This is a genomic window from Staphylococcus sp. HMSC035D11 (assembly GCF_001836075.1).
Taxonomy (GTDB): domain Bacteria; phylum Bacillota; class Bacilli; order Staphylococcales; family Staphylococcaceae; genus Staphylococcus; species Staphylococcus hominis.
In genome coordinates, this window is record NZ_KV827258.1 from 1 (window position 1) to 26,429 (window position 26,429).

24 protein-coding genes are annotated in these 26,429 nt (G+C 32.4%); 16 read left to right on the forward strand and 8 right to left on the reverse strand.

Annotated features, from left to right (window positions below):
* Positions 1–33 precede the first annotated feature (33 nt).
* The 3 genes from copZ to HMPREF2647_RS06915 all read right to left on the reverse strand — a co-directional run bounded on the left by copZ (position 34) and on the right by HMPREF2647_RS06915 (position 3,060).
* A complete protein-coding gene (gene copZ, locus HMPREF2647_RS06905; RefSeq protein ID WP_017175088.1) occupies positions 34–243 on the reverse strand; it encodes a copper chaperone CopZ in 210 nt (69 codons plus the stop codon).
* 88 nt (positions 244–331) lie between these two features.
* On the reverse strand, positions 332–2,719 hold the full coding sequence (locus HMPREF2647_RS06910) for a heavy metal translocating P-type ATPase (RefSeq protein WP_070582928.1): 2,388 nt from the start codon (positions 2,717–2,719) through the stop codon (positions 332–334).
* A gap of 134 nt (positions 2,720–2,853) precedes the next feature.
* Complete coding sequence (locus tag HMPREF2647_RS06915) at positions 2,854–3,060, reverse strand: hypothetical protein (RefSeq protein ID WP_017175086.1); 207 nt, start codon at positions 3,058–3,060, stop codon at positions 2,854–2,856.
* 190 nt (positions 3,061–3,250) lie between these two features.
* Between HMPREF2647_RS06915 and HMPREF2647_RS06920 the strand changes: the two genes are divergently transcribed.
* From HMPREF2647_RS06920 to HMPREF2647_RS06930, 3 genes are all read left to right on the forward strand, one after another.
* Positions 3,251–4,120 carry an SDR family oxidoreductase gene (locus tag HMPREF2647_RS06920; protein WP_019835151.1) on the forward strand — a complete coding sequence of 290 codons (870 nt, stop codon included), beginning with the start codon at positions 3,251–3,253 and terminating at the stop codon, positions 4,118–4,120.
* Between the two features lie 95 nt (positions 4,121–4,215).
* Complete coding sequence (locus HMPREF2647_RS06925) at positions 4,216–4,809, forward strand: sugar O-acetyltransferase (RefSeq protein WP_070859776.1); 594 nt, start codon at positions 4,216–4,218, stop codon at positions 4,807–4,809.
* 226 nt (positions 4,810–5,035) lie between these two features.
* On the forward strand, positions 5,036–7,543 hold the full coding sequence (locus HMPREF2647_RS06930) for a glycosyltransferase (protein ID WP_070859778.1): 2,508 nt from the start codon (positions 5,036–5,038) through the stop codon (positions 7,541–7,543).
* A 43-nt stretch (positions 7,544–7,586) separates the two neighbouring features.
* Here the strand turns inward: HMPREF2647_RS06930 and HMPREF2647_RS06935 are convergent, their stop codons facing one another.
* Positions 7,587–8,537: an NAD-dependent epimerase/dehydratase family protein gene (locus HMPREF2647_RS06935; RefSeq protein ID WP_070859780.1), complete on the reverse strand. Its 951-nt coding sequence runs from the start codon at positions 8,535–8,537 to the stop codon at positions 7,587–7,589.
* Positions 8,538–8,807: 270 nt separating this feature from the next.
* Between HMPREF2647_RS06935 and pruA the strand changes: the two genes are divergently transcribed.
* The 4 genes from pruA to HMPREF2647_RS06955 all read left to right on the forward strand — a co-directional run bounded on the left by pruA (position 8,808) and on the right by HMPREF2647_RS06955 (position 12,997).
* Entirely contained in the window at positions 8,808–10,352 is a 1,545-nt protein-coding gene (gene pruA, locus HMPREF2647_RS06940) for an L-glutamate gamma-semialdehyde dehydrogenase (RefSeq protein ID WP_070859782.1), read from the forward strand.
* Between the two features lie 218 nt (positions 10,353–10,570).
* Positions 10,571–10,798 (forward strand): FeoA family protein, encoded by a 228-nt coding sequence (locus HMPREF2647_RS06945; protein WP_002449375.1) that lies wholly within the window; start codon positions 10,571–10,573, stop codon positions 10,796–10,798.
* Between the two features lie 4 nt (positions 10,799–10,802).
* On the forward strand, positions 10,803–12,797 hold the full coding sequence (feoB, locus tag HMPREF2647_RS06950) for a ferrous iron transport protein B (protein ID WP_049419630.1): 1,995 nt from the start codon (positions 10,803–10,805) through the stop codon (positions 12,795–12,797).
* 11 nt (positions 12,798–12,808) lie between these two features.
* Positions 12,809–12,997, forward strand: coding sequence for a FeoB-associated Cys-rich membrane protein (locus HMPREF2647_RS06955; protein ID WP_017175079.1), 189 nt, complete (start codon positions 12,809–12,811; stop codon positions 12,995–12,997).
* Between the two features lie 71 nt (positions 12,998–13,068).
* Here the strand turns inward: HMPREF2647_RS06955 and HMPREF2647_RS06960 are convergent, their stop codons facing one another.
* Positions 13,069–13,617, reverse strand: a complete 549-nt coding sequence (locus HMPREF2647_RS06960; RefSeq protein ID WP_017175078.1) for a TetR/AcrR family transcriptional regulator — start codon at positions 13,615–13,617, stop codon at positions 13,069–13,071.
* A 326-nt stretch (positions 13,618–13,943) separates the two neighbouring features.
* Here HMPREF2647_RS06960 and HMPREF2647_RS06965 point away from each other — a divergent pair, with 326 nt between their 5' ends.
* The gene (locus tag HMPREF2647_RS06965) at positions 13,944–14,408 is read left to right on the forward strand and encodes a hypothetical protein (RefSeq protein ID WP_017175077.1); all 465 of its coding nucleotides are present in this window, start codon (positions 13,944–13,946) and stop codon (positions 14,406–14,408) included.
* 151 nt (positions 14,409–14,559) lie between these two features.
* A complete protein-coding gene (locus tag HMPREF2647_RS06970) occupies positions 14,560–15,081 on the forward strand; it encodes a methylated-DNA--[protein]-cysteine S-methyltransferase (RefSeq protein ID WP_017175076.1) in 522 nt (173 codons plus the stop codon).
* A gap of 120 nt (positions 15,082–15,201) precedes the next feature.
* Here the strand turns inward: HMPREF2647_RS06970 and HMPREF2647_RS06975 are convergent, their stop codons facing one another.
* Positions 15,202–16,368, reverse strand: coding sequence for a hydroxymethylglutaryl-CoA synthase (locus HMPREF2647_RS06975; RefSeq protein WP_048762255.1), 1,167 nt, complete (start codon positions 16,366–16,368; stop codon positions 15,202–15,204).
* A gap of 112 nt (positions 16,369–16,480) precedes the next feature.
* Here HMPREF2647_RS06975 and HMPREF2647_RS06980 point away from each other — a divergent pair, with 112 nt between their 5' ends.
* Positions 16,481–17,635 carry a thiolase family protein gene (locus HMPREF2647_RS06980; RefSeq protein WP_019835142.1) on the forward strand — a complete coding sequence of 385 codons (1,155 nt, stop codon included), beginning with the start codon at positions 16,481–16,483 and terminating at the stop codon, positions 17,633–17,635.
* A 1-nt stretch (position 17,636) separates the two neighbouring features.
* Positions 17,637–18,914, forward strand: a complete 1,278-nt coding sequence (locus tag HMPREF2647_RS06985) for a hydroxymethylglutaryl-CoA reductase, degradative (RefSeq protein WP_049379274.1) — start codon at positions 17,637–17,639, stop codon at positions 18,912–18,914.
* 73 nt (positions 18,915–18,987) lie between these two features.
* On the opposite strand, the gene HMPREF2647_RS06990 is transcribed toward HMPREF2647_RS06985, so the two are convergent.
* Together HMPREF2647_RS06990 and HMPREF2647_RS06995 are read right to left on the reverse strand one after the other, a co-directional pair.
* On the reverse strand, positions 18,988–19,422 hold the full coding sequence (locus tag HMPREF2647_RS06990) for a CHAP domain-containing protein (protein ID WP_048762252.1): 435 nt from the start codon (positions 19,420–19,422) through the stop codon (positions 18,988–18,990).
* 216 nt (positions 19,423–19,638) lie between these two features.
* Complete coding sequence (locus HMPREF2647_RS06995) at positions 19,639–19,854, reverse strand: sterile alpha motif-like domain-containing protein (protein WP_002454831.1); 216 nt, start codon at positions 19,852–19,854, stop codon at positions 19,639–19,641.
* Between the two features lie 224 nt (positions 19,855–20,078).
* On the opposite strand from HMPREF2647_RS06995, the gene HMPREF2647_RS07000 reads away from it, so the two are divergent.
* From HMPREF2647_RS07000 to ptsG, 5 genes are all read left to right on the forward strand, one after another.
* Positions 20,079–20,963: a cidABC operon transcriptional activator CidR gene (locus HMPREF2647_RS07000; RefSeq protein ID WP_017175071.1), complete on the forward strand. Its 885-nt coding sequence runs from the start codon at positions 20,079–20,081 to the stop codon at positions 20,961–20,963.
* 201 nt (positions 20,964–21,164) lie between these two features.
* On the forward strand, positions 21,165–21,554 hold the full coding sequence (locus HMPREF2647_RS07005; RefSeq protein WP_017175070.1) for a CidA/LrgA family protein: 390 nt from the start codon (positions 21,165–21,167) through the stop codon (positions 21,552–21,554).
* Positions 21,555–21,556: 2 nt separating this feature from the next.
* On the forward strand, positions 21,557–22,243 hold the full coding sequence (locus HMPREF2647_RS07010; protein ID WP_002449420.1) for an LrgB family protein: 687 nt from the start codon (positions 21,557–21,559) through the stop codon (positions 22,241–22,243).
* A 49-nt stretch (positions 22,244–22,292) separates the two neighbouring features.
* A complete protein-coding gene (locus HMPREF2647_RS07015) occupies positions 22,293–24,032 on the forward strand; it encodes a pyruvate oxidase (RefSeq protein ID WP_048762249.1) in 1,740 nt (579 codons plus the stop codon).
* A 269-nt stretch (positions 24,033–24,301) separates the two neighbouring features.
* Positions 24,302–26,329, forward strand: a complete 2,028-nt coding sequence (ptsG, locus tag HMPREF2647_RS07020; protein WP_017175068.1) for a glucose-specific PTS transporter subunit IIBC — start codon at positions 24,302–24,304, stop codon at positions 26,327–26,329.
* Positions 26,330–26,429: the final 100 nt, after the last annotated feature.

The window sequence follows — 26,429 nt, forward strand, 5'->3', positions numbered from 1 at the left end:
TTATCTAGATACTTTATGTCCCGGACTCTTTTATTATTCTTTAACATCATAGCCTTGATCTTCAATAGCGTCATGTAAGTCTTTTGTTGAAACAAGTTCATCATTATAATCTACACGAACTTCGTTTTTATCAAGGTCTACTTCAGCAGTTCTGACACCATTAATTTTAGCTAATGCTGATTCGATTGTATTTTTACAATGGTCACAACTCATACCATCTACTTTAATGACTTTATTAATCATTGATTGTCACCTCCGAATATTTCATAATTACTATACCCATATTTTACGCTTTTTAAATTTTTATGAAAGTATAAAGTTTAAAATTCATTTATAATTTCATTCGTTTTAGACGTAATGCATTAGTTACAACGCTTACAGAACTTAATGCCATCGCTGCACCAGCAATCCATGGAGCGAGTAAGCCCATAGCAGCAATAGGAATACCAGCAGCATTATAACCGAACGCCCAAAAAAGATTCTGTTTAATATTTCGAATCGTTTTATGACTTGCGTGAATAGCTTTAGGTACTAAGGCAATGTCTCCACCTAAGATAGTAATATCAGCTGCTTCAATTGCGACTTCAGTACCTGTTCCCATGGCAATACCAATATCTGCTTGAACTAAAGCAGGTGCATCATTAATACCATCGCCAACCATCGCAACGTTTTCACCTTTATCTTGAAAATGAGCAACATGTTTAGCTTTATCTTCCGGAAGAACGTTGGCGATAACATGATCAATACCAACTTCATTTGCAATAGCTTGAGCTGTAGAGTGGTTATCACCTGTAATCATTACCGTACGTAAATCCATGTCTTTTAGTTCTTGAACTGCAACTTTGGCTTCAGATTTAACAGTGTCTGCTACAGCGATATAACCACGTAATATCTGATCATATGCAATCAACATGACAGTTTGTCCTTTTTGTTCAATTTGGGTAATTTCATCTAATAAAGATGCTGTATCAATATGATGATTTGACATTAATGATCGGTTGCCTATGAATAATGTCTTATTATTGATTGTAGCTTTAATACCATGACCTGGTAATGTTTCATAGTGCTCTATATTTGTTAAAGTAAGCTGTTTTGTTTTAGCGTACTTAACAATCGCGGTTGCCAAGGGATGTTCAGAATTATTTTCAGCAGAAGCTACATATTGTAATAAAGTATCATCACCTTTAAAGTAAGTCACTTCTGGTGTACCATGTGTCAATGTACCCGTTTTATCAAATACAACTGTATCAATTTGATGAGTACGTTCTACATATTCGCCACCTTTAAACAAGATACCTTCTTCTGCTGCACGTCCTGTACCAACCATGATAGAAGTTGGCGTTGCAAGTCCTAATGCGCATGGACAAGCAATCACTAATACAGAGATCATGGCAACGAGTGCATCTTCAAATTGACCAGGATGAACGAAAATAATCCATATGATAAAGGTGAGTACGGCAATACCAATAACAATAGGTACGAAATAGCCAGAAATCATATCTGCTAAACGTTGAATAGGTGCCTTTGAACTTTGTGCTTCTTCAACTACTTTAATAATATTAGATAAAGCAGTATCTTGACCTACTTTTGTTGCTTGAACGGTAATGACACCATTTTTATTTAGTGTTGCACCAATCACTTCATTATCAATTGTTTTATCTATAGGCATGGATTCTCCAGTTAGCATGGATTCATCTACGGTTGTTGTCCCTTTAATGACTTTTGCATCTACTGGAATTTTTTCTCCTGGTTTAACAAGTAAGGTGTCACCAACTTGAACATTTTGAAGCGGAACCATTGTTTCTGTTCCATCATCTTTAATAAGACGTGCTTCTTTGGCTTGTAAATTTAATAATTGATTTAAAGCATGTGTTGTTTGTGATTTTGCACGTGCTTCTAAATACTTGCCAAATAAAATTAAAGTGATTAAAACAGCACTGGTTTCAAAATAAAGGTGGGGCTGTGTGTTTGAATCTAATAACCATTTACTCATTTCGTAAATACTATAGAAATAAGCTGCACTAGTACCAAGTGCTACAAGAACATCCATATTGGCACCACCATTACGTAAATTCTTGTATGCGCCAACATAAAATTGCCATCCTATAATAAATTGAATGGGAGTGGCTAAGATAAATTGAAACCAAGGGTTCATAAATATTTCAGGTAACGGTATATTAAATAAATGAACAAGCATAGTTAAAAGTAATGGAAAAGCTAATATTGCTGAAATAATGAGTTTATTACGTTTTCTTTTTAATTCTTGAACTTTACGAGAAGCTTGTTCTTTTTTTGATTGTTTAGGTTTAGCATCATAGCCGAGATGTTGTATTCGTCCAATGAGCGTATCAACATCAGTTTGACCTGGATAATAATCGATTGTTGCTTGTTCTGTGGTTAGATTGACTGTTGCTTGCTTAACGCCTGTTGTTTTATTTAATACTTTTTCAATACGATTAGAACAAGCGGCACACGTCATACCTATAACGTCTAGTTCACTTTTATCTGTTTCAACGTCATATCCTAATTTTTGAATCGTTTCAATAAAATCGCTTACTTCATATTGATCATTAGGATAATCAATGGTTGCTTTTTCAGTTGCCAGATTCACTTGAGCATGAACGCCATCTATTTTATTCAATCGTTTTTCAATACGATTAGAACAAGCGGCACATGTCATACCAATGATATTCAAGGTAATTTGATGATTTTGAGTCATATTTTCGTCCTCCTACCATCTTCAATATACCCCCTTAGGGTATATTAGTCAATGACCTTGCTTAATAAAAAAAGAACAACGTTACTCTAAATAAAATGAGTATATTGTTCTTTTATTCATGATAGCTATGAATATTAAAAGAAATCAGATGGTTTAAAATGACTTAAATCTAAATCTTTAAAATTATTGAAATTTGGGTGAGTGATAGATTGTATAAGTTCACCACTTTTAGCTTCATTATAGTATTGGTTAGCTTCATTCATTAAATCATGATCTTGAACTGTTTTTACAAGCCCTAAAATGATAAGAATAGTAATGATACCCTTTAGAATGCCTTTCATATTGTAACACTCCTTTTTTATCTCTATATGAGTCATTTTTAGATTAATTATATTATAAAGATTCTATGTTAAAATTTCATGCATCTGTAGTATGGACTTTATATCATTCAAAAGTAGTAAGTGTAATCATTTTGTTTTAAAAATTAAAGAAATGGGAACGGTTAAGTAAATAAAGAAGGAGTGAAGATGTATGGACTTATTAGATTTTCATAAAAAAATTAAAGGTTATACACAAGAAAAACAACCAGGTTCTGAAAAAGACATGGATCCTAGACCTATTGCTGAAATGGAAGAATACAAAGCAGGCGGTAAACTAAAAGGAAAAGTCGCATTAATTACTGGTGGTGACTCCGGTATTGGTCGTTCAGTAGCGATTTTATATGCCAAAGAAGGCGCTGATGTAGCTATTGGTTATTATAATGAACATGAAGATGCTGAAGATACTGTCAATCGTTTAAAAGAAATCGGCGTTAAAGCAAAAGCATATTCTCATGATTTAAAAGATGCTGATCAATCAAAAGAACTTATTGAAAATGTTGTTAACGATTTTGGTGGTCTCAATATATTAGTAAATAATGGCGGCGTGCAATTTCCTAATGAAGACTTTTTAGATATTAAACCAGAACATTTCAATGAAACATTTAAAACAAATATTTTTGGGATGTTTTTCTTAACACAAGCTGCAGTACCTCATTTAAGTAAAGGTGATGCAATTGTTAATACAACAAGTGTAACGGCTTATCGTGGTTCTGGTCATCTTATTGATTACTCAGCAACGAAAGGTGCTATTGTGTCGTTCACACGTTCTATTGCAACATCATTGATGGAAAAAGGAATTCGTGTTAATGGTGTAGCGCCAGGTCCAATTTATACTCCATTAATTCCATCAACATTTGATGAAGATAAGGTAGAAAATCAAGGTGGAGATACACCAATGGGTCGACGTGGTCAACCTGCTGAACTTGCGCCAGCTTATGTATTCTTAGCAAGTTATGCAGATAGTTCTTATATTACAGGTCAAATTATCCATGTTAATGGTGGCGACTATATTACGTCTTAGTATGTAGTACTTACGAAGATAATAAAGTATTCTGTCTACGTATAACCGTAGGGAGAATACTTTTTATATTTATAGAAAGAAAAGAGGAAAAGACAATGACTGAAAAAGAAAAAATGTTAGCACACGAATGGTATGATGCAAATTTTGATGAGGAATTAAGAATGGACAGACAGCGTGCTAAAGACTTATGCTTTGAATATAATCATACGCGACCTAGTGATAGAGAAAAACGACAAGCGATTTTAAAAGAATTACTTGGCTATGAAGCGAAACAACTTTCAATCAGCAGTCCATTTGACACAGATTATGGTTGGAATATAAAAGTTGGAGAAAACGTGTTTATCAATAGCAATAGTTATTTAATGAATGGTGGTGGCATTACGATTGGCGATAACGTCTTTATAGGACCATCATGTGGACTATATACAGCACATCATCCACTTAATTATCAAGATCGTAATAAAGGATGGGAATTGGCAAAACCTATTCATATAGGAAGTAATATTTGGTTTGGTGCGAGTGTGACAGTTACGCCAGGTGTTTCAATTGGTGATGGCTCAGTTATTGCAGCAGGTAGTGTTGTAACAAACGATATTCCACCGAATAGTTTAGCTGCTGGAGTGCCAGCAAAAGTGATAAGAACGATTGACCAAAATGAAACAATAAATATGCCTAATCACTTTGAATAATATAGTAACCAACCTTTAAGTAGGAACACGTATACTTAAAGGTTGATTTTTTATATAAAATAACAATGTGTATTGAAATTAAATATTTATTATATAATATAATTAAATGATATAATTGTAGAGTGCTGAATATGTGTATTACTATATGTGCATCATTGAAATCGTTCAATTCATTTTAATGAAACAACTTAAGAGAAATAAAAGCAACTTAGAAAGGATAATGAATATGACACTTAAGACATGTCTTACAAATCAATTAAGACGTAAATCGAATTTTTTATTTACGCCAATACGAAGAAAAAATAAATCTGCTTATACAAGTAAAGTAATGACTTACGCTAAATATTATAAAAAGAATAATGTTAAGGAATATCAGATATTATATCAAGTGAGAGATGGAAAAAGTATCACAGATAGTCCATATGCAATATTTAAAAGTTTAATTCAGCAACCTCGTTATCGTAAATATAAACACATATGGGTAGTAGATCATAACGAAACATTGCTATTTTATAAAGCAAGATTTAAGCACTATAAAAATGTAGAGTTTGTTATTAAAGAATCAAGAGAATATTTGAAAGCATTAACGGAGAGTAAGTATTTAATTAATAATTCTACTTTTCCATCCTATTTCATTAAAAAGCCAAAGCAAATCTATATCAATACATGGCATGGGACACCTTTAAAATATATGGGATTAGACATTGAAAATAGTCTATATGGTTCTCAAAATATTATTAAAAACTTTTTAAGCAGCGATTACTTAATTAGTCCTAATCACCATACGACGACGATTTTTAAACGAGCCTTTAGACTTGAAAATATTTATGGTGGAGAATTTTTGGAAATTGGATATCCTAGAATCGATTTAACTTTAAATTCAAATCGACAAGACATGATTAGCGAGTTGAATCATTATCTTCATATTAGTAAAGAACAAAGTATTTTATTGTATTGTCCAACTTGGAGAGGCGAGGATGTCAATGCACCAGAGGCAAGTTTAAATCATATCGTTGAAGAAGTTGAAAAACTTAAACATCATCTAGATTATCAAGTATTAGTCAAAGTACATCCTTATTTATATAAAGACGCGCTTAAAATAAAACGTTTAAAACCTTATTTAATTCCTGATTATTTTGATACCAATGAAATATTAGCGATCGTTGATTTAATGATTACAGATTATTCAAGTATCTTCTTTGACTATTTAGTAACCAATAAACCGATTGTCTTCTATACTCCAGATTTGGATGAATATCAATCATCACGAGGTATGTATATTGCTAATCGTGACCTACCTGGTCCTGTCGCTCATCATATTGAAGATGTGATTACAGCGATTAAGCAAAAAGTATATGATGAAGATTCAGTGAAGAAAAAATATCAATATTTTAAACGTCAATATACCTATCTAGATGATGGAACTGTTACTGAAACACTTATTAACATACTATTTGAGGGTAAACGTAAGCGTCCTAAACGTAAGATCTGTGCTAAGAAAAGAGTGTTAATTTATCCTGGTGGTATGAAAAATAATGGTATTACAACGTCTATCATTAATTTATTAGAAAATGTCGATTATGAAACATATGACATTACATTGTTTACTAATAAAAGTAAAAATCTTGAAGTTTTAAATAACTTAAATAGTATTAATAAGAACGTTAGAATTATTTTGAGAGTACCTCCATTAGCAGCATCATTGAAAGAAACGTATAGGATCGATTTCGTAAGACAGAGAGGATTAAAAAGTACGTTAGAGCATTTGATATATCCGAAGAAAGTATACGAAAGAGAAATGCGAAAAGTATTAGGTCATAGCCAATTCGACTATGCGATTGATTTTAGTGGGTATTCTATGTTTTGGGCTAATTTAATTTTAGCAACAAAAGTAAAACGTAAATTGATTTATTTACATAGTGATATTAAAGCAGATATGAAAAGAAAAGTTAACGGTGTTAAAATACATTATCAAAATTTAAAAGGTGTACTCTCGCTGTATAGTCAATTTGATCAATTAGTATGTGTATCCGATGCTTCTAAAGATCAAAATAAACAGAAGATGAATGATAAATCATTGAATAAGAAATTTGTCACTTCCAGAAATACGATTAATTTGAATAAAATCAATCAATTAAAATTAGATGACTCTGAAAAATTTGAAAAACAACACCAATCCGTACTCGTACGCATCAATAATGGAGATATAAGTTCAGTACCATTTAAGGAAGACGATTTCAAAATTGTAACTGCAGGACGATTATCACCTGAAAAAGGCTTCGACTTACTTATTGATGCATTTAGTAAAGTACATGTCAGTCATCCGCATACAAAGTTATATATTATGGGGGAAGGTCCTATCCGTGTTCAATTAGAACAACAAATAAAAAGGTTGAAATTAGAAAAACATGTCTTTTTATTAGGTCAAAGGAAGAATCCATACTATATCATGAAACAAGCAGACGTCTTCTGCTTAACGTCTCATTATGAAGGACAATCAATGGTATTACTTGAAGCATTAACTTTAAAAGTTAATATTATCGCGTCAGATATTATAGCAAACCGCTATGTACTCGGTAATGGTAAATATGGTACTCTTGTGAGTCATGATGTTGATGATATCACCGTCGCATTAGAACAGTGTATTCAAAAACAACCATCTCAATATGAAGTGTTTAACGCACAAGAATATAATCAATTAGCACTTAAAGAATTTTATAAACTACTCAAATAGTAAAAAACGGTTAGCATATTAATAAAAGCTAACCGTTTTTCTATTAAATAGTGATGTTGTTATGTTTATTATAAGTCAAATAAGCTGTAATACCTTCTTCAATACTATATTTAGGTTTGTAACCTAATGATTTAAGTGGGGTAATGTCAGCACAAGAATGTTTAATATCTCCAAGACGTGGAGCTTCAAATTGATAAGGTATATGATAATCAAAGCCATTTTCAAACGATTTAAAAACAGCTTTCAAATTTGTTTGTGTTCCTGTGCCTACATTATAGATAAAACCATCCGTTAGAGTAGTATTAAGAACAATTGATATAGCATTGATTAAATCATCGATATAAACAAAATCACGTGTTTGTTCACCATCTCCATAAAATGTAAAGGTTGAATGATTTAAAAACTTAGTATTCATAATAGAAATGACTCCTGAATAATCAGATGTTGGATTTTGTCTAGGACCGTAAATATTAAAGAACCTTAGACAAGTACAAGGAATTTGATATAAATGATTATAAATCTTAGCATATTGTTCTCTAGCGTACTTTTGAATAGCATATGGAGATAATGGAAATGGTTTAGATTGTTCTACGGATTTAGGTAAATCGGGTAGATGACCATAAATAGCTGCAGAAGAAGCAAATATGACTTTTTTAATATTTGGATTATATGTTCGAATTGCTTCTAATATATTGACAGTAGCATCTATATTAATACGATTGGATAATTCTGGCTTTTCGATAGTTTCTACTACACTCACCATAGCAGCTAAATGAATGACAAAATCAAATTGTTCTTTTTGTATTAACTGTGTTACAAATTCAAAATCGGTGATGTCTTTAATATAAATATGTTCATTGTTCACAAAAGGTATATTCTTTAAAAAACCGGAACTTAAATTGTCAATAACATGTACTTCTGTGTCATGTTTCATAAAATATTCTGCTACATGGGAGCCAATAAAGCCTGCTCCACCAGTGATAAGTGCTTTCATATATATACTTCCTTTTCTAGATGTCGGTTAATTGTGTTGTGATTATTATACTTTATTTTATTTAAATTATAAATTATTTATATAATAGAGTGTATTGATAGGGCTACATTAGTATTTGAATAAAAGGTCAAACAAACAATTTTGTAAGCGGTTGCAAATGAAGGAGTAAGCATAGTAAAATGAAGTTAATGATAGAAAATATCATGATTAAGAAACAAAGGGTTAGAGAATGAATTTAAATACTTAAAAACATATAGGGGGTAATGAAGTATGGTAGTACCTTTCAAAAATGAACCTGGTATTGATTTTTCTGTACAAGAAAATGTTGAAAGATTTCAAAAAACGTTAGAAAAAGTAAAACATAGTTTAGGTAAAACGCTTCCTATTGTCATTGATGGTGAACATATCATTAAAGATGATACATTCGATTCAATTAATCCAGCGAATACATCTGAATTAGTAGCTAAAGTGTCAAAAGCGACAAAAGACGATGTCGATAACGCATTTGAATCTTCAAACAAAGCTTATGACGCATGGCGTAAATGGTCACACAAAGATCGTGCTGAATTAATGCTTCGTGTCGCAGCAATAATTCGTCGTCGTAAAGAAGAAATTGCAGCAGTCATGGTGTATGAAGCGGGTAAACCTTGGGATGAAGCAGTTGGAGATGCGGCTGAAGGTATTGACTTTATAGAATATTATGCTCGTTCAATGATGGAACTTGCAGATGGTAAACCGGTCTTAGATCGTGAAGGTGAACACAATCAATATTTCTATAAACCGATTGGTACAGGTGTAACCATTCCACCCTGGAACTTCCCATTTGCAATTATGGCAGGTACAACATTAGCACCAGTGGTTGCAGGTAATACAGTGTTATTGAAACCTGCTGAAGACACAGTGCTTACTGCATATAAACTGATTGAAATTTTAGAAGAAGCAGGCTTACCTAAAGGTGTGGTAAACTTTGTGCCTGGTGATCCTAAAGACATTGGTGACTACTTAGTTGATTCTGTGCATACACATTTTGTGACATTCACAGGGTCTCGTGCAACAGGAACACGCATTTACGAGCGTAGTGCAGTTGTGCAAGAAGGTCAAACTTTCTTAAAACGTGTGATTGCTGAAATGGGTGGTAAAGACGCGATTGTAGTAGATGAAGGTGTAGATACAGACTTAGCTGCACACTCTATTGTAACGTCAGCGTTCGGATTCTCCGGTCAAAAGTGTTCAGCATGTTCACGTGCCATTGTGCATAGTGCTGTTTATGATGAAGTCTTAGAAAAAGCAATTGAGTTAACAAAAGATTTAACAATAGGTAATACTGTCAATAATACATTTATGGGTCCTGTTATTAATAAAAAACAATTCGATAAAATTAAAAAATATATTGAAATTGGTAGTAAAGAAGGAAAAATTGAAATTGGTGGAGAAGTGGATGATTCAACAGGTTACTTTATCCATCCAACAATCATTTCAAGATTAACATCTTCTGATCAAGTGATGCAAGAAGAAATCTTTGGCCCTGTAGTTGGCTTCACCAAATTCGATAACTTTAATGAAGCCATTGATATTGCAAATGATACAGATTATGGCTTAACAGGAGCGGTCATCACAAACAATCGTGAACATTGGATTCAAGCTGTAAATGAATTTGATGTAGGTAACTTATATCTAAATCGTGGATGTACTGCAGCTGTTGTAGGTTACCACCCATTTGGTGGTTTCAAAATGTCAGGTACAGACGCTAAAACAGGCAGTCCTGACTATTTATTAAACTTCTTAGAACAAAAAGTCGTATCAGAGATGTTCTAACATAACTAAGTGGTAGGTGCTGTGGAAAGTCGAATTCGTTCGATTTTCCATAGCTTTTTTTATAGTCTAAATAAGAAAATAAATACGCTAAACAATGTATGAATCGTATATAAAATTTATGAAAAATGAATAAATAAATGATTGTAAAAGTAAGTGAAAAAGGTTATCATTTAAGTGTTGAGAATGATTATTAATTACAAATAGAAAGTGTGACTGGAATGATAAATGTAAGCACTGCATCAAAAGATAAAAAGTATGTAGTTAAACAAATTGATATTCAAAATAAAAATATGCTATATCGTTTAGGTGCCTTTGGCTTAAATGTAGGTAGTAAAATCAGTATTAAACAAAAGTGCTTGTTAAATGGACCAAGTGTTGTTGAAATTAATGGCCAATGTGTAAGCATTCGTCAACGTGATGCACGTTTAATTATGTTAGAGGAGTAAGCCTATGCACGAAAGCTTCTGTATATTAGGTAATCCAAATGTAGGAAAGACATCATTGTTTAATGCACTAACCGGTTCGTATGAATACATTGGAAACTGGAGTGGCGTTACAGTTGAAAAGAAAGTTGGACAATTAAAGAAAGATATTGGCAATTTAATCGATTTACCGGGTATTTATGATTTATCACCTATTTCTAAAGATGAAACAGTCGTCACAGACTATCTGATGAAAAATACATTTACAGGTATGATTAACATTATTGATGCCAGTCAATTAAAGAGAAACCTTCAACTTACAATACAATTAATGGAATTAAATGAACCTATTATCATTGGATTAAATATGGTAGATGTGGCAACGCAAAGAGGTATTAAAATTAAATATGAAGGTCTAATGAGAAAACTGAAAGTACCTGTATTTCCCATTGTTGCTCGTAAAGGAAAAGGTACGGAGGAATTGCTAAATGAATTGTCTTTTTTAAATCCAAAAGAAAAACGTAACTTCAAAATCAGTTATGGTAAAGAAACTGAAGATGCGATTAAGCAAATGACTTCTATCATTCAAGCACATACAGAATATCCTTCAAAACGTTTACGCTTTATAGCAATTCAGTATTTATTAGACAATCCGGAAATTGAACGAGAACTACCTTCAGTCATTTCCGAACAAATTGAACCTATTAAAGAGAAGTTAAGTCAACACTTAGATATATCAATACGACAACATATTGAAATAATTCGAAATCAATACATTGATCGTCTATTAGATGGTGTCGTTGAATATCCGAATGAAGAACAGCAATTTTTAACTGAAAAACTCGATAAAATAATAATGAATAGATACTTAGGTATTCCAATATTTCTAGTCATTATGTGGCTGATTTTTCAAACGACCTTTACTTGGATAGGAACACCATTATCAGATCAGCTCGATGCTTTCTTTAGCGGACCGCTCACAGACTGGTTAAAGGCAGGCATGCATTATATACATGTTGCGCCATTTCTACAGAATTTGATTACAGATGGTATTGTAGCTGGAGTAGGTTCAGTCTTAGTATTTGTGCCACAAATTATTGTATTATTCTTCTTTATTTCACTTTTAGAAGATTCAGGATATATGGCACGAATTGCAGTTTTAATGGATAGAACAATGGAATCAATAGGATTAAGTGGTAAATCATTTATTCCAATGATTATTGGATTTGGTTGTAATGTACCTAGTATTATGGCAACACGGAGTATTGAAAATGAAAAAGAAAGACTCATCACTATTTTAATTGCACCTTTCATGTCATGTTCGGCGCGATTGCCAGTATATGCTATTTTTGTAGGAGTATTTTTTGAAAAGTATCAATCTCTTGTAGTGCTAAGTTTATATGTATTAGGAATTGTAGTGGCATTAATTGTAAGTACATTACTTAACAAGTTTATTCTTAAAAGTGAGAATTCCGTATTTATTGTAGAACTACCTACATATAGAGTGCCATCAGTTAAAACGTTATGGAGAAGTACTTGGGAAAAAGCAAAAGGATTTGTTAAAAAAGCAGGTACATTTATTTTTGGTGGTTCTGTAGTCATTTGGGCATTGAGTTACATCGGTCCTCATGGGGTGAATGTACAGATTGATGAAAGCTTCATGCATAGTATTGGAGAATTCTTTGGACATCTAATTGCTCCATTAGGATTTGGTAGTTGGCAAGCAGGCGCTACGTTAATTCCAGGATTCTTAGCCAAAGAAGTCATTGTAAGTTCTATGGCTATCCTGTATTCTTCTAGTGAAGGTGGTTTAGTGAATGTCATTCAACAACAGTTCACACCTTTATCTGCCTATGCCTTTATGATTTTTATATTATTATATGTGCCATGTATTTCAACTGTTGCAACAATTCGTAAAGAAACAACATCATGGAAATGGACACTTACAGCATTAATTTATCCAATTTTTACAGCGTATATATTAACATTTGCATTTTATCAAATAACAAAACTATTTATATAAGGATGATGACAATGACTTTATTAATAAACGTAATCATTTTTGTTGCTATTTTTGGTTACGCTGCGTATACATTATATAAATTCTTTAATCGCTCTACTCAAGGAAAATGTGGTGGTTGTGATACAGATTGTAGTTGTGATATTAATGCATCTAGCGAGTTAAATGAATTAAAATTAAATCATATAAAAAACAATAATTAATAATAAATAAAACCCGTTGAATTAATTCGACGGGTTTTATTTACTAAAACGATATAACGATTGTTTGATCATTAATTAATCGTTTTAATATTAACTAATTTATGAAAAATTTCATCCATTTCTTTAGGTGTAAGTGTTGTCTCCTCATTTTTTTGCCACTCTAAAAAACCATCTATAATTGAACCAAAAACATAGAAAACTAAGCTTTTAGGAATGGTTTCTTCAAGTGCTATCCGATCCATATTTTCATAAAAATCATTTTTGATAATATCTATAAGAAACTGATTTCTAACTTTGTTGTATTCATTATCTTCTTCTTGCATGTATTCGATTCTAGACAATGTTTCACGATTTAATGAATTAGACAAAACTTGAAACGGACGATTAATACGTTCCTTAATATCAATTGCAAAGTAATTTTTTCCAATGACTTCAAGTAAATAGACGAGTAGTTCATATTTATCATAAAAGTGTTTATAAAATGTAGTACGATGAATACCAGCATTTTCACAAATTTTATGAACTGTAATAGAAGAGAAGGGTTCTATTTCTAGTAAAGCATATAAACTACTCGTTAACGCTTTCTTAGTCTTTATCACTCTTAAATCTTTATCATTCATGTCTTTCTCCCCTAACATGTAAACTATAAAATATTTATATAGAGATACATAATATATGATTATAGAATAGAAATATCTATAAATAAATAGAGAATAACTAATAAATTATAATTTAATAAAAGAAATGATTTTTTATGTTTAGCATTAAATAATTTACAATATAGAAAAGTTTTAACTAGGATGAATAGGGTATACAAAATTTAAAGAAATTAATTAGAATTATAAATAAAAATTAAAAAATTATAGAAAAATAGTATTCTTTATAGAATGATTCAATGTTAATTCGATAAAAGATAAAAATACTCTATACTGGAGGATGGTATAATATGAAAGGTAGTAAAAGATTAGATCAAATTAAAGAAGATAATAAAAAGCAACTTAAAAAATTATTTAAGTATGACAAAAATAATGCTTTATCATTTAGTAAACAAGATCGTGAAAAAGTTCAAGATAAATTTGGTGTATATGTTATTTTTGATAAAAAAACACCAATATTTGTAGGTCAAACTGGAGGATATTCAACAGGTTATCAACCTATTACGAAAGACTTATTTAATAAAATGGGACAATATAACTTAAAATCTGGTGTAGGCACAACAAAATTTAAAAAAGGCTTAGCTCAACAAAAAGGTGTAAGCGAAGACGATATTAAATCAATCACAGCTGAAGATTATGGATTAAAATTCCAATATGTAAATGTGAAAGATGAGCCAGCGTTTATCAATATATTAGAAATTTTAGCATTAGAATATGCTAAAGATAAAGGTTATGAATTATATAACTTCAATTAAGAATTATTGTGTTATTAAAATAAACTTAGTATTAAAAAGTTATTAATAAATGTGTCAGAATGGATTAATGGGAGCGAGAAGAGGAATTCAAATGAATTCAGTCTCGCTTCTTATTTTTTATTACAATACAATAGAGTAAGGAGGAAGCTATATGTCTTATTCAATGCTTTATCAATCTCCAGTAGGTAATTTAGAAATCATTACAGACGGAGAAGTAGTGACGCAATTAGAATATTTATATCAATACACACATTTACGTTTTCCTACAAATCATGAATTATATATTTTTAAAAAAGTAAAACGATGGCTTGATGACTATTTCTTAGGAAATAATCCAGAGATTGATTTTCCTTTACAACCTCATGGTACACCTTTTCAACAAGAAGTATGGGCTTATCTTAATACGATTCCATATGGAGAGCTTACTACTTACGGAACGATTGCCAAACATATCGGTCAATTATTAAACAAACCAAAAATGTCTGCACAAGCTGTAGGTGGAGCGGTAGGAAAAAATCCAATTTCTATCATCATTCCTTGTCATCGCGTTGTAGGAAAAGATGGTAGTTTAACAGGATATGGTGGAACAATTGATAATAAAATTAAATTGTTAGAAATTGAAAATGTGAATATGAGTCAATTATATCGACCATTATACACAACTAAACCATAAATAAAAGGCGCCTAAGACATAATTCGTTGTCTTAGGCGTTTATAATGTGTTGGGGAGATGGGATGACGAATTCATTTTGAGTTCGTCGTCCCATCTTTTTTAATATCTGAGTGATATACATTATTCAGGAGAATGATAATATCTAATATCATCTTCAATGTTTTCTAAATAAAAGATATTTTTATCGTTTTCTACGTTTTCAATCTCATGATCGAAAGATAAATCATCAAAACGTCTGAAGAATGATTCGTATTCTTTTACAGATACTTCTTGACGTTCATTTAATAAAGCTTGATGTGCTTTTTTATCTAAGTGTTGTTCAAAACCTTCCACTACTGTGGCGCTAAAGAATTCTCCCACAGACCCAGAACCATAACTAAAAAATCCAATTGTTTGCCCAGGAGTTAAAGTTCTGTTTTCAAGTAATGAAATTAAGCTTAAATAAAGTGATCCAGTATATATATTACCTACATAGCGATTATAGTATACAGCATCTTCATAACCAGACGTTAATCGAGATTGAGTCGTTTCATCAGTATCATTAATGATAGAATCTAATGCTTTTTTGCCCATTTTAGTAAAAGGCACGTGGAAACATAATGATTCAAAATCGGATAATGATTTATCTTCACGACGTGCATACTCTTTCCAACTTTCTTGGAATGATTCAATATATGCGTCTTTTGATAACGCGCCTGCAACAAGTGGATATTTATGGCCAGTCGGTCTCCAGAAATCATACACATCTGCTGTATAAGCAACAGCATCATCGTTTAATTGTAAAATACGAGGCTGATGTGAAATTAACATTGCCACTGCACCAGCACCTTGTGTAGGTTCACCGCCTGACTCGATACCATAACGTGCTGTATCACTTGCAATGACCAATACTTTTTCGTTAGGACGGTTTGCAAGATAATCTTTAGCAAGTTGAATTGCAGGTGTAGCTGCATAGCAAGCTTCTTTCATTTCAAAACAACGTGCAAAAGGTTGGATATTTAATAAATGATGAATTTGAACTGCTGCAGCTTTAGCGTTGTCGATAGCAGATTCAGTAGCAACGATAACCATTCCAATATGTTTTTTATCATCTTCTGTTATAATATCTTTAGCAGCATTGGCTCCCATTGATACAATATCTTGAGATACTGGACTTACTGCCATTTGTGTTTGTCCAATCCCAATTAAAAATTTGTTTGGATCAACTTGACGAGCTTCTGCAAGCTTCGCCATGTCTACATAGTATTTAGGGACATAAAAATTGATTTTATCGATACCTATATTCACAGGCATGTCATCCTTTCGAATAGTCTAATTTTAACAATACAATACTCTGTATTTTACCAAAATAAATTACTAAAATACAATTATATATATACTACAGGCAAGGAGATAAAGAATGAAACAAATCGCTATTGTAAGTGCTAAAAGAACGCCAATTGGCAGATATAAAGGGAAATTGAGAAATTATTCAGCTGTTGAACTAGGTACAACAGCTTTAAAAGGAGCTATTGAATCAATTGATATCGATCCAGCTCTTATTGAACAAGTTATTTTCGGAAATGTCTTACAAAGTGGTATAGGACAAAATTCTGCACGACAAATTGCTATTAAATCAGGTATTCCTGATACAACTCCAGCGATGACGATTAATGAAGTATGTGGTTCAGGACTGAAAGCAATTATTTTAGGGAAGCAACTTATTCAGTTAGGGGAAGCTAAAGTCGTTGCTGTTGGTGGTGTTGAAAGTATGACTAATGCACCTAAACTTATTTTAAAAGACGGAGAAGATCCTGTAGAAAGTTTTATGCATGATGGATTAACGGATGCTTTCCATTATGTTCCAATGGGTGTCACAGCAGAAAATATAGCCGAAAAATATCATGTAACACGTGAAATGCAAGACGAGTTTGCTAACCATTCTCATGCTAAAGCTGCAAAGGCAGTTGAAGAAGGTAAATTTGATAATGAAATTATAAAAATGACAGACGCTGAAGGTAATGAGATGACTTCTGATGAAGGTATAAGACCAAATAGTAGTGTCGAAAAATTATCTACTTTGAAAACAATATTTAAAGAGAATGGAACAGTCACTGGTGGTAATGCTTCAAGTATTAATGATGGATCATCTGCCCTTATTTTAATGGAAGCAACATTTGCAAAAGAACATGGATTTGAAATTCTTGGCATAGTAGGCGATTACGCTGAAGTAGGTTGCGATCCACAATACATGGGGTATGCACCTTTTTATGCAGTAGAAAAATTATTAGAAAAAACACATCAACACATTAATGATATTGATATTATAGAAATGACTGAAGCATTTGCAGCTCAAAGTATACCTGTTAAGGATCATTTAAAAATACCTGATAACATTTTAAATATTTATGGTGGTGCCATTGCGCTAGGACATCCTATTGGTGCAAGTGGTGCACGTCTTGTTACAACACTTGTGAATGCTTTAGAACAAGAACATCAACATACAGGTATCGCAACAGCTTGTATTGGCGGAGGACTAGGTATTGCTTTAATGATTGAAAAGGGAGTACATTAATATGAAAAGTTTAGATAAAAACTTTCGTCATTTATCAAGAGAAGATAAATTAAAACAATTAGTAGACTACGGGTGGTTAGATAAAACGAATTATCAAACATTATTAAGCAATCCAGTTATTGATGAGGAAGTGGCAAACAGTCTCATCGAAAATGTCATTGGCCAAGGCACATTACCAGTTGGATTATTACCTAAAATTATTGTAGATGAGAAAGAATATGTGGTACCTATGATGGTTGAAGAGCCATCAGTTGTTGCTGCTGCGAGTTATGGATCGAAACTTGTTAACCAAACTGGAGGATTTAAAACGATAAAAAGTGAACGCTTGATGATCGGACAAATCGTATTTGATGATGTTAAAGATACAGAAGACTTAACACAACGTATTCAAAAACAAGAAAACCAAATTAAACGTATTGCAGATGAAGCCTATCCTTCTATCATCCATCGTGGAGGTGGTTATCGTGGTATTGACATAGATGCATTTCCTAATGAACAGTTATTGTCTCTTAAAGTATTTGTTGATACTAAAGATGCGATGGGTGCAAATATGCTTAATACCATTTTAGAAGCAGTGACAGCCTATCTAAAAAATGAGTTAACAGATCAAGAGATATTAATAAGTATCTTATCTAATCATGCAACGTCTTCTGTTGTAAGGGTAGAAGGTGAGATTGATATCAATGATTTAAATCGCGGCGATTATTCTGGTGAAGAAGTAGCTAAGAGAATGGAACGTGCGTCAGTGCTTGCACAAGTCGATATTCATCGGGCAGCAACACATAACAAAGGAGTCATGAATGGAATTCATGCCGTTGTTCTAGCTACAGGTAATGATACACGAGGTGCTGAAGCAAGTGCGCATGCTTATGCTGCACGCGATGGTCAGTATAGAGGTATTGCTACGTGGAAATATGATGAAGCCCGAGGACGTCTTGTGGGCACAATTGAAGTACCGATGACTTTAGCCATTGTTGGCGGAGGAACGAAAGTATTACCAGTTGCGAAAGCGTCTTTAGACTTACTCAACGTTGAGTCTGCTAGAGAATTAGGACATGTAGTAGCTGCAGTAGGTTTAGCACAGAACTTTTCAGCTTGTAGAGCCCTTGTTTCAGAAGGTATTCAAAAAGGACATATGAGTTTGCAATATAAATCATTAGCGATTGTTGTAGGCGCTAAAGGTGAAGAAATTTCAAAAGTTGCTGAGCAACTCAAACAAGAACCTAAAGCGAATACTGAAGCGGCTGAACGCATTTTAAAATCAATACGCCAATCTTAAAAATAAGCCATGAGAATTTAGAAATGGAAGAGATTCCATCACTAAACTTTCATGGCTTATTATGTTGTGTCAATTAATAAATGTAATTGTAATTACGCGCAGCAGATGCACTAATATAACGCGTACTGTATGCTAGTGGACGGTTATAATTATATTCTGAAACAAGAATCTTTCCATTACTGTAAACACGTTCAACGATGGCAACATGACCGTAATATCCTGCAGTTGATTGCATAATAGCATAGCGTTTAGGCTTATGTCCTGTTCTATAACCAGCACGTTGAGCTCTATAGTACCAGTTTTTTGCATTGCCCCATTGATTTGAAACAGGTTTACCTAATTGAACACGGCGTTTATATGCCCACCAAGTACATTGATATTTATTATAATAGTTATAACCAGCTGCTTTAGAAGTATGTGTATGTTCAACATTTTGATATGTATAAGTGCCAGTAAAAATAATTGTCGTAGCTAATATTAGACGTAAAATGAATGTTTTAATTTTCATTAAGTTCTCCTCAAAAATTAAATAATTTAAAATCTAAAATAATAATATTATTTAAAAAGTTGTAATACAATATAAGAAATGAATTATACAAATAACTGTAATACTTCTGAAATATACGTAATATATTGTAGCTAAATTTGTGCATAAAAAAGACGCCACAAGGGCGCCTTAGTGAGATGATACTTCCATGTAATGTATAACTACATTTTGTTGAAATCATACATCTGTGAATTGGTTAAAAACAGCTAATGCTCTTTTAACACTAGTCACTGGTATGTTTTCAAGACACGGATTTGTTCGAAAATATAGCAATATTTCGTTTTGGCTCTTCACGTCTTTAGGAAAAGTGTTATCTTGATTAATCCAATTTACCAATTCACCTAATGGTGTGTCATCGCCTATAAAATTTTGCATAAATTCGTAAAAGCTCAATTCATCACCTCATATTTGTTTGAGCCGATTTTGATTATAACATTTTTTGTAATTTGAAAATATAGTTTTGTTTATATGAAAAATAATTTATTTATAAATATTATTTTTCCATAAAGTATACATATTTGAGTAAGTTATCGAATGAATTCAAAATCTAATGAATTTACATTTTTCTTACAAAAATAATGTATAATAAAAAAAGAATTTTTTAAGAAGGTGAGCAATTGGATATCAAGCATATGAAATATTTTATGGAAGTTGTGAATCAAGGTGGTATGACGAATGCTTCTAAATCTTTATATATTGCTCAACCAACTATAAGTAAAGCAATAAAAGATATTGAAAATGAATTAGACATGCCTTTATTCGATCGACAAAAGCGTTATTTAGTTCTTACAGATGCAGGAAAAGTGTTTTATAAAAAATGTGAAGAGATTTTAGCATTATATGATAATATTCCAAATGAAATTAATGGCTTGCTTGGTTTAGAAACAGGCCATATTAATATTGGAATGTCAGCAGTGATGGATATGCAACAATTTATTAATATTTTAGCGGAGTTTCATAAATTATATCCAAACGTTACCTATAGTCTTAATGAAAGTGGGGGTAAATCGATTGAAAATCGTTTGGTTAACGATCAAATAGACATTGGCATTACGACCATTCCTATAGATGAGAACACATTTGATTATGTGTCTTTATATAGTGAAGATTTAAGACTTATAGTGAGTGAAGAACATCAGTTAGCTAAGCGTTCATCTGTTACTATGGCTGACTTGAAAAATGAAGATTTTATATTATTCAATGAGGACTTTTATCTTAATGATAAAATTATAGCTGCTGCAAAAAATGCTGGTTTTATCCCAAATACAGTGTCCAATGTATCACAATGGAATTTCATTGAATATTTAGTAATAGCACGATTAGGCGTTAGTATTTTACCAGAACATATTGCCAAGATGTTAAAAGATGAGATTAAAAGTATAAAAATTGAAGACTCAGGTATGAGCTGGGAACTTGGAGCAATTTGGAAAAAAGATAAACTTTTAAGTTATGCAACGTCTAAATGGATAAAATTTATGACTGAGAGATTGGAAAACAAGTAAACGGTTCATTTTTATAAATAGTGAAAAACCTTAACGTAGGTTCTCTCACTATTTTTTATTTTTAAAACGGTTCCATAGAAAATAACTATAAGTTATATATAAAATCAATATTTTTATAATCTGTCAATATAGATTACAATTTTGAATATAGACTAAAAAATCGCTGTAACAAATTCGACAAATTTATGGAGGTCAGTCGTTTTGAAAAAAGCATTAAATATTATAGAGATTATTCTTCAAATCGTATTGGTGGTAGCGATTAGTATTATAGGTTCACTGCTACAAAAATGGCTACATATACCATTAGCAGGAAGTATTATCGGTATGATATTATTTTATATTTTATTACATTTTCAAATTATTCGCGTTGAATGGGTTTCTAAAGGAGCCGACTTCTTATTAACCACAATGGTCTTCTTCTTTATTCCTTCAGTTGTAGGAATTATGGATATTGTTTCTAATATCACTACAAGTTATATTATTTTCTTCCTCTTGATTATTATTGGTACAAGCTGTGTGGCACTTGTTTCTGGATTTATTGCTGAAACAATGTCTAAGAAAAAACCTCATACTAAGAAAGGAAATCATTAAAAATGGATATATTAAAAGGCGTTTTAATGATATTATTAACTGTTGTAATGTATAAACTTGCTCAAATATTACAACGTAAATATAATAACCCATTATTGAATCCAGCATTAATCGGTTCACTTGGAATAATTATTGTTTTACTTTTAACACGTCAAAACTATCACGATTACATGATTGGCGGTCAATGGATTAACCATCTATTAAATGCCACTGTTGTATGTCTTGCTTATCCACTTTATAAAAATAAAGATAAGATTGTAGAAAATATTGGGGTCATTTTTTCAAGCGTCATGGCTGGCGTGATATTGAATTTTGTGTTAGTGTTTAGTTCGTTAAAGTTATTAGGTTACTCAGAAGAAACAATCGTAACTATACTACCTAGATCAATTACAGCTGCTGTAGGAATTGAAGTCTCTCAAGAACTTGGAGGTACAGATACGATTACAGTACTGTTTATCATTACTACTGGATTGATAGGTAGTATGATGGGTTCAATGCTACTTAAGGTTGGTCAATTTAAAACATCAATCGCGAGAGGTTTAACATATGGAAATGCATCACATGCTTTTGGAACTGCAAAAGCGTTAGAACACGACATCGAATCTGGCGCATTTAGCTCAATTGGAATGATTTTAACAGCAGTTATTAGTTCAATTCTTATTCCAATTATGATTAAGTTGTTTTACTAAAGGGAATACAGAAACAAATTGTATATTTAGGAAAGGGGCTATTTAATCAATGGCGAAGATTAAAGCAAATGAAGCATTAGTTAAAGCATTACAAGCTTGGGATATTGATCACTTATGGGGTATTCCAGGTGACTCAGTTGATGCAGTAGTAGATAATTTAAGAACAGTTAGAGATACTTTCAAATTTTATCATGTACGTCATGAAGAAGTTGCAAGCTTATCAGCTGCAGCATATACAAAGTTAACAGGTAAAATCGGTGTAGCTTTAAGTATTGGTGGACCTGGGGTTGTTCACTTATTAAATGGTATGTATGACGCTAAAATGGACCGTGTACCTCAACTTATTATTACAGGTCAAACGAATAGTACATTATTAGGTACAAAATTCTTCCAAGAAACTAACATTTCTAAAATGGTTGACGACGTAGCAGTATTCCATCATCAAGTTCAAAAAGGTGATGACTTATTTGAAATTACAAACGAAGCGATTCGTACTGCATATGAAAAAAATGGTGTAGCAGTTATTATTTGTCCAAATGATCTATTAACTCAAAAAATTAAAGACACTACAAATCGTCCAGTAGATACGTCTAGACCAGTGTTACCAACACCATCTTATCGTAGCATTAAAAAAGCTGCTAAATTAATTAACAAAAGTAAAAAACCAGTTATGCTTGTTGGGGTAGGTGCAAAAAATGCTTCAACTGAATTACAAGACTTCATTGAAGCAGCTAAAATCCCTGTAATTCATACATTACCAGCTAAAACTGTTTTACCTGATTCACATCCATACAGTGTGGGTAACTTAGGTAAAATTGGTACAAAAACGTCTTACCAAACTATTCAAGATGCTGATTTATTAATCATGGCTGGTACTAACTTCCCTTATGCAAATTACTTACCTAAGAAAAATATTAAAGCGATTCAAATCGACACAAATCCAAACGTAATTGGTGAACGTTTCGATATTAATGTTGGTATTGTTGGTGACGTTAAATTAGCATTCCATCAATTAACTGAAGCAATCAAACCAGTACCTCATCGTTCATTCTTAGACAAAACGTTAAAACGTAAAGCTGTATGGGATAAATGGATGGAAAAAGACATGAATAATACAAGTGCTCCAATTCGTCCAGAACGTTTAATGAAAGCTATCAATGATTACAGTAAAGATGACGCTGTATACTCAATCGATGTTGGTACTTCAACTGTTTGGGGTACACGTTACTTAGACTTAAATGTTAATAATAAATTTATTATCTCAGCATGGTTAGGTACAATGGGTTGCGGTCTTCCAGGTGCTCTTGCTTCTAATATTGCTTACCCAGGTCGTCAAGCAATTGCAATTACTGGTGACGGTGCATTCCAAATGGTAATGCAAGACTTCGCAACTGCTGTTCAATACGATTTACCAATGACAATTTTCGTATTAAATAACAAACAATTATCATTCATCAAATATGAACAACAAGCTGCTGGTGAATTAGAATATGCCATCGACTTCTCTGATATGGATCATGCTAAATTCGCTGAAGCTGCTGGTGGTAAAGGTTATGTATTAAAAGACCCTAACCGTATTGATGAAATTGTTGAAGCAGCATTAAATGAAAATGTACCAACTGTTGTTGATGTACATGTTGATCCAAACGCTGCGCCATTACCAGGTCAAATCGTTAACGAAGAAGCATATGGTTATGGTAAATGGGCTTACAGATCTATCACAGAAGACAAAGAATTTGACTTCGATAAAGTACCACCAATCTCTGTAGCTGCTAAACGTTTCTTATAAGACATAGATTCGAAACACTGACGAAAGTAATGCTTTTGTCAGTGTTTTTTTATGAATATTTAAATTAAAAAAATGTAAAATATTAGTAAAAAAGATATTGAAAACGCTTTATATTATAGGTATAATTAAATTGTTAAAAAAGAACTGCGTGTTACTATTCGATTAGGCATGAGCAGATAAGCTATCATTATTTTTGTCATAAATGATGGGCTTATTTGGTCATGCTTTTTTAATGCGTAAAAAAGATATATTGAAAGGATTGAATCAAAATGTTTAAAAAGCTATTTGGACAATTGCAACGTATTGGTAAAGCATTGATGTTACCTGTGGCAATTTTGCCTGCAGCTGGATTATTACTAGCAATTGGAACAGCTTTTCAAGGTGAAGCATTACAGCATTATCTTCCATTTATTAAAAATGGAGTAATTCAAAATATTGCTAACATGATGACAGGTGCTGGTGGTATTATTTTTGATAACTTACCTATCATTTTTGCACTCGGTGTAGCAATAGGACTAGCAGGTGGAGATGGTGTAGCAGCCATTGCAGCTTTTGTCGGATTTATTATTATGAATAAAACAATGGGAGCATTCTTAAATGTTACGCCAGCACAATTGGAAGACCCATCTAAAGGATTCGCAAATGTTTTAGGCATACCTACACTTCAAACTGGAGTGTTTGGTGGGATTATTATAGGGGCTCTAGCAGCTTGGTGTTATAACAAATTTTATAATATTTCCTTACCATCGTATTTAGGGTTCTTTGCGGGTAAACGTTTTGTGCCGATTATGATGGCAACGACATCGTTTATTTTAGCTTTCCCAATGGCTTGGATTTGGCCATTCATTCAAAATGGATTAAATGCATTTAGTACAGGTTTGTTAGAATCTAATACTGGATTGGCAGTATTCTTATTTGGATTTATTAAACGATTACTTATTCCATTTGGTTTACATCATATTTTCCATGCGCCATTCTGGTTTGAATTTGGTTCTTGGAAAAATGCAGCTGGAGAAATTATTCGAGGAGATCAACGTATTTTTATTGAGCAAATACGTGAAGGTGTTCATTTAACTTCAGGTAAATTCATGCAAGGTGAATTTCCTGTTATGATGTTTGGATTACCAGCAGCAGCATTAGCAATTTATCAAACAGCTAAACCTGAGAATAAAAAGGTAGTTGGAGGTTTGATGTTATCAGCAGCTTTAACATCATTCTTAACTGGTATTACTGAACCGTTAGAATTTTCATTCTTATTCGTAGCACCATTATTATTCTTTATTCATGCAGTACTTGATGGATTATCATTTTTAACACTTTATCTACTACATTTACATCTAGGATATACATTCTCTGGAGGATTCATAGATTTTGTTTTATTAGGTATTCTTCCAAATAAAACACCATGGTGGTTAGTGATTCCAGTAGGATTAGTTTACGCTGTTATTTATTATGTTGTATTTAGATTCTTAATTGTTAAATTCAACTTTAAAACGCCAGGTCGTGAAGATAAACAAGCCTCTGTAGCTAATACATCTGCAAGTAAATTACCTTTTGATGTGTTAGATGCAATGGGCGGTAAAGAAAATATCAAGCATTTAGATGCTTGTATTACACGTTTACGTGTTGAAGTCAATGATAAGTCTAAAGTAGACGTTGAAGGACTAAAAGCTCTTGGTGCTTCAGGGGTGCTTGAAGTAGGAAATAATATGCAAGCTATTTTTGGTCCTAAATCAGATCAAATTAAACATGATATGGCACGCATTATGAATGGAGACATCACAAAACCTAGTGAAACCACTGTGACTGAAGATACATCAGATGAGCCAGTACAGTTGGAAGAGGTAAAAGAAACGGATATCTATGCACCAGGTACGGGTCATATCATCCCATTATCTGAAGTACCAGATAAAGTATTCTCAGAAAAAATGATGGGTGACGGTATTGGATTTGTTCCTGAAAAAGGCGAAATTGTAGCACCATTTGATGGTACAGTTAAAACGATTTTCCCAACGAAACATGCCATCGGTTTAGAATCTGATACAGGAATTGAAGTATTAATTCATATTGGTATCGATACAGTGAAATTGAATGGTGAAGGCTTCGAAAGTTTAGTTGATGTCAATGAACCTGTTACACAAGGTCAACCATTAATGAAGATTAATTTAGCATACTTAAAAGAACATGCGCCAAGTGTTGTCACACCAGTGATTATTACAAATCAAGATGATAAAACATTAACATTCGATGATGTTGATTCAGTAGATCCTGGTAAGCGTATTATGACAATTAAATAATAAAACAAGCCTGGGACATCATATGTGTCTCAGGCATTTTTAATGTATTGGCGGTCGATGACTGAATTGAAAAGGTGTTGTCTTAAGGTTTTCAATGCTA

Excerpts from the sequence above, each read along its gene's own strand:
- copZ (WP_017175088.1), bottom strand. The coding sequence starts at position 243 with ATGATTAATAAAGTCATTAAAGTAGATGGTATGAGTTGTGACCATTGT.
- HMPREF2647_RS06910 (WP_070582928.1), bottom strand. The coding sequence starts at position 2,719 with ATGACTCAAAATCATCAAATTACCTTGAATATCATTGGTATGACATGT.
- HMPREF2647_RS06915 (WP_017175086.1), bottom strand. The coding sequence starts at position 3,060 with ATGAAAGGCATTCTAAAGGGTATCATTACTATTCTTATCATTTTAGGG.
- HMPREF2647_RS06920 (WP_019835151.1), top strand. The coding sequence starts at position 3,251 with ATGGACTTATTAGATTTTCATAAAAAAATTAAAGGTTATACACAAGAA.
- HMPREF2647_RS06925 (WP_070859776.1), top strand. The coding sequence starts at position 4,216 with ATGACTGAAAAAGAAAAAATGTTAGCACACGAATGGTATGATGCAAAT.
- HMPREF2647_RS06930 (WP_070859778.1), top strand. The coding sequence starts at position 5,036 with ATGACACTTAAGACATGTCTTACAAATCAATTAAGACGTAAATCGAAT.
- HMPREF2647_RS06935 (WP_070859780.1), bottom strand. The coding sequence starts at position 8,537 with ATGAAAGCACTTATCACTGGTGGAGCAGGCTTTATTGGCTCCCATGTA.
- pruA (WP_070859782.1), top strand. The coding sequence starts at position 8,808 with ATGGTAGTACCTTTCAAAAATGAACCTGGTATTGATTTTTCTGTACAA.
- HMPREF2647_RS06945 (WP_002449375.1), top strand. The coding sequence starts at position 10,571 with ATGATAAATGTAAGCACTGCATCAAAAGATAAAAAGTATGTAGTTAAA.
- feoB (WP_049419630.1), top strand. The coding sequence starts at position 10,803 with ATGCACGAAAGCTTCTGTATATTAGGTAATCCAAATGTAGGAAAGACA.
- HMPREF2647_RS06955 (WP_017175079.1), top strand. The coding sequence starts at position 12,809 with ATGACTTTATTAATAAACGTAATCATTTTTGTTGCTATTTTTGGTTAC.
- HMPREF2647_RS06960 (WP_017175078.1), bottom strand. The coding sequence starts at position 13,617 with ATGAATGATAAAGATTTAAGAGTGATAAAGACTAAGAAAGCGTTAACG.
- HMPREF2647_RS06965 (WP_017175077.1), top strand. The coding sequence starts at position 13,944 with ATGAAAGGTAGTAAAAGATTAGATCAAATTAAAGAAGATAATAAAAAG.
- HMPREF2647_RS06970 (WP_017175076.1), top strand. The coding sequence starts at position 14,560 with ATGTCTTATTCAATGCTTTATCAATCTCCAGTAGGTAATTTAGAAATC.
- HMPREF2647_RS06980 (WP_019835142.1), top strand. The coding sequence starts at position 16,481 with ATGAAACAAATCGCTATTGTAAGTGCTAAAAGAACGCCAATTGGCAGA.
- HMPREF2647_RS06985 (WP_049379274.1), top strand. The coding sequence starts at position 17,637 with ATGAAAAGTTTAGATAAAAACTTTCGTCATTTATCAAGAGAAGATAAA.
- HMPREF2647_RS06990 (WP_048762252.1), bottom strand. The coding sequence starts at position 19,422 with ATGAAAATTAAAACATTCATTTTACGTCTAATATTAGCTACGACAATT.
- HMPREF2647_RS07010 (WP_002449420.1), top strand. The coding sequence starts at position 21,557 with ATGGATATATTAAAAGGCGTTTTAATGATATTATTAACTGTTGTAATG.
- HMPREF2647_RS07015 (WP_048762249.1), top strand. The coding sequence starts at position 22,293 with ATGGCGAAGATTAAAGCAAATGAAGCATTAGTTAAAGCATTACAAGCT.
- ptsG (WP_017175068.1), top strand. The coding sequence starts at position 24,302 with ATGTTTAAAAAGCTATTTGGACAATTGCAACGTATTGGTAAAGCATTG.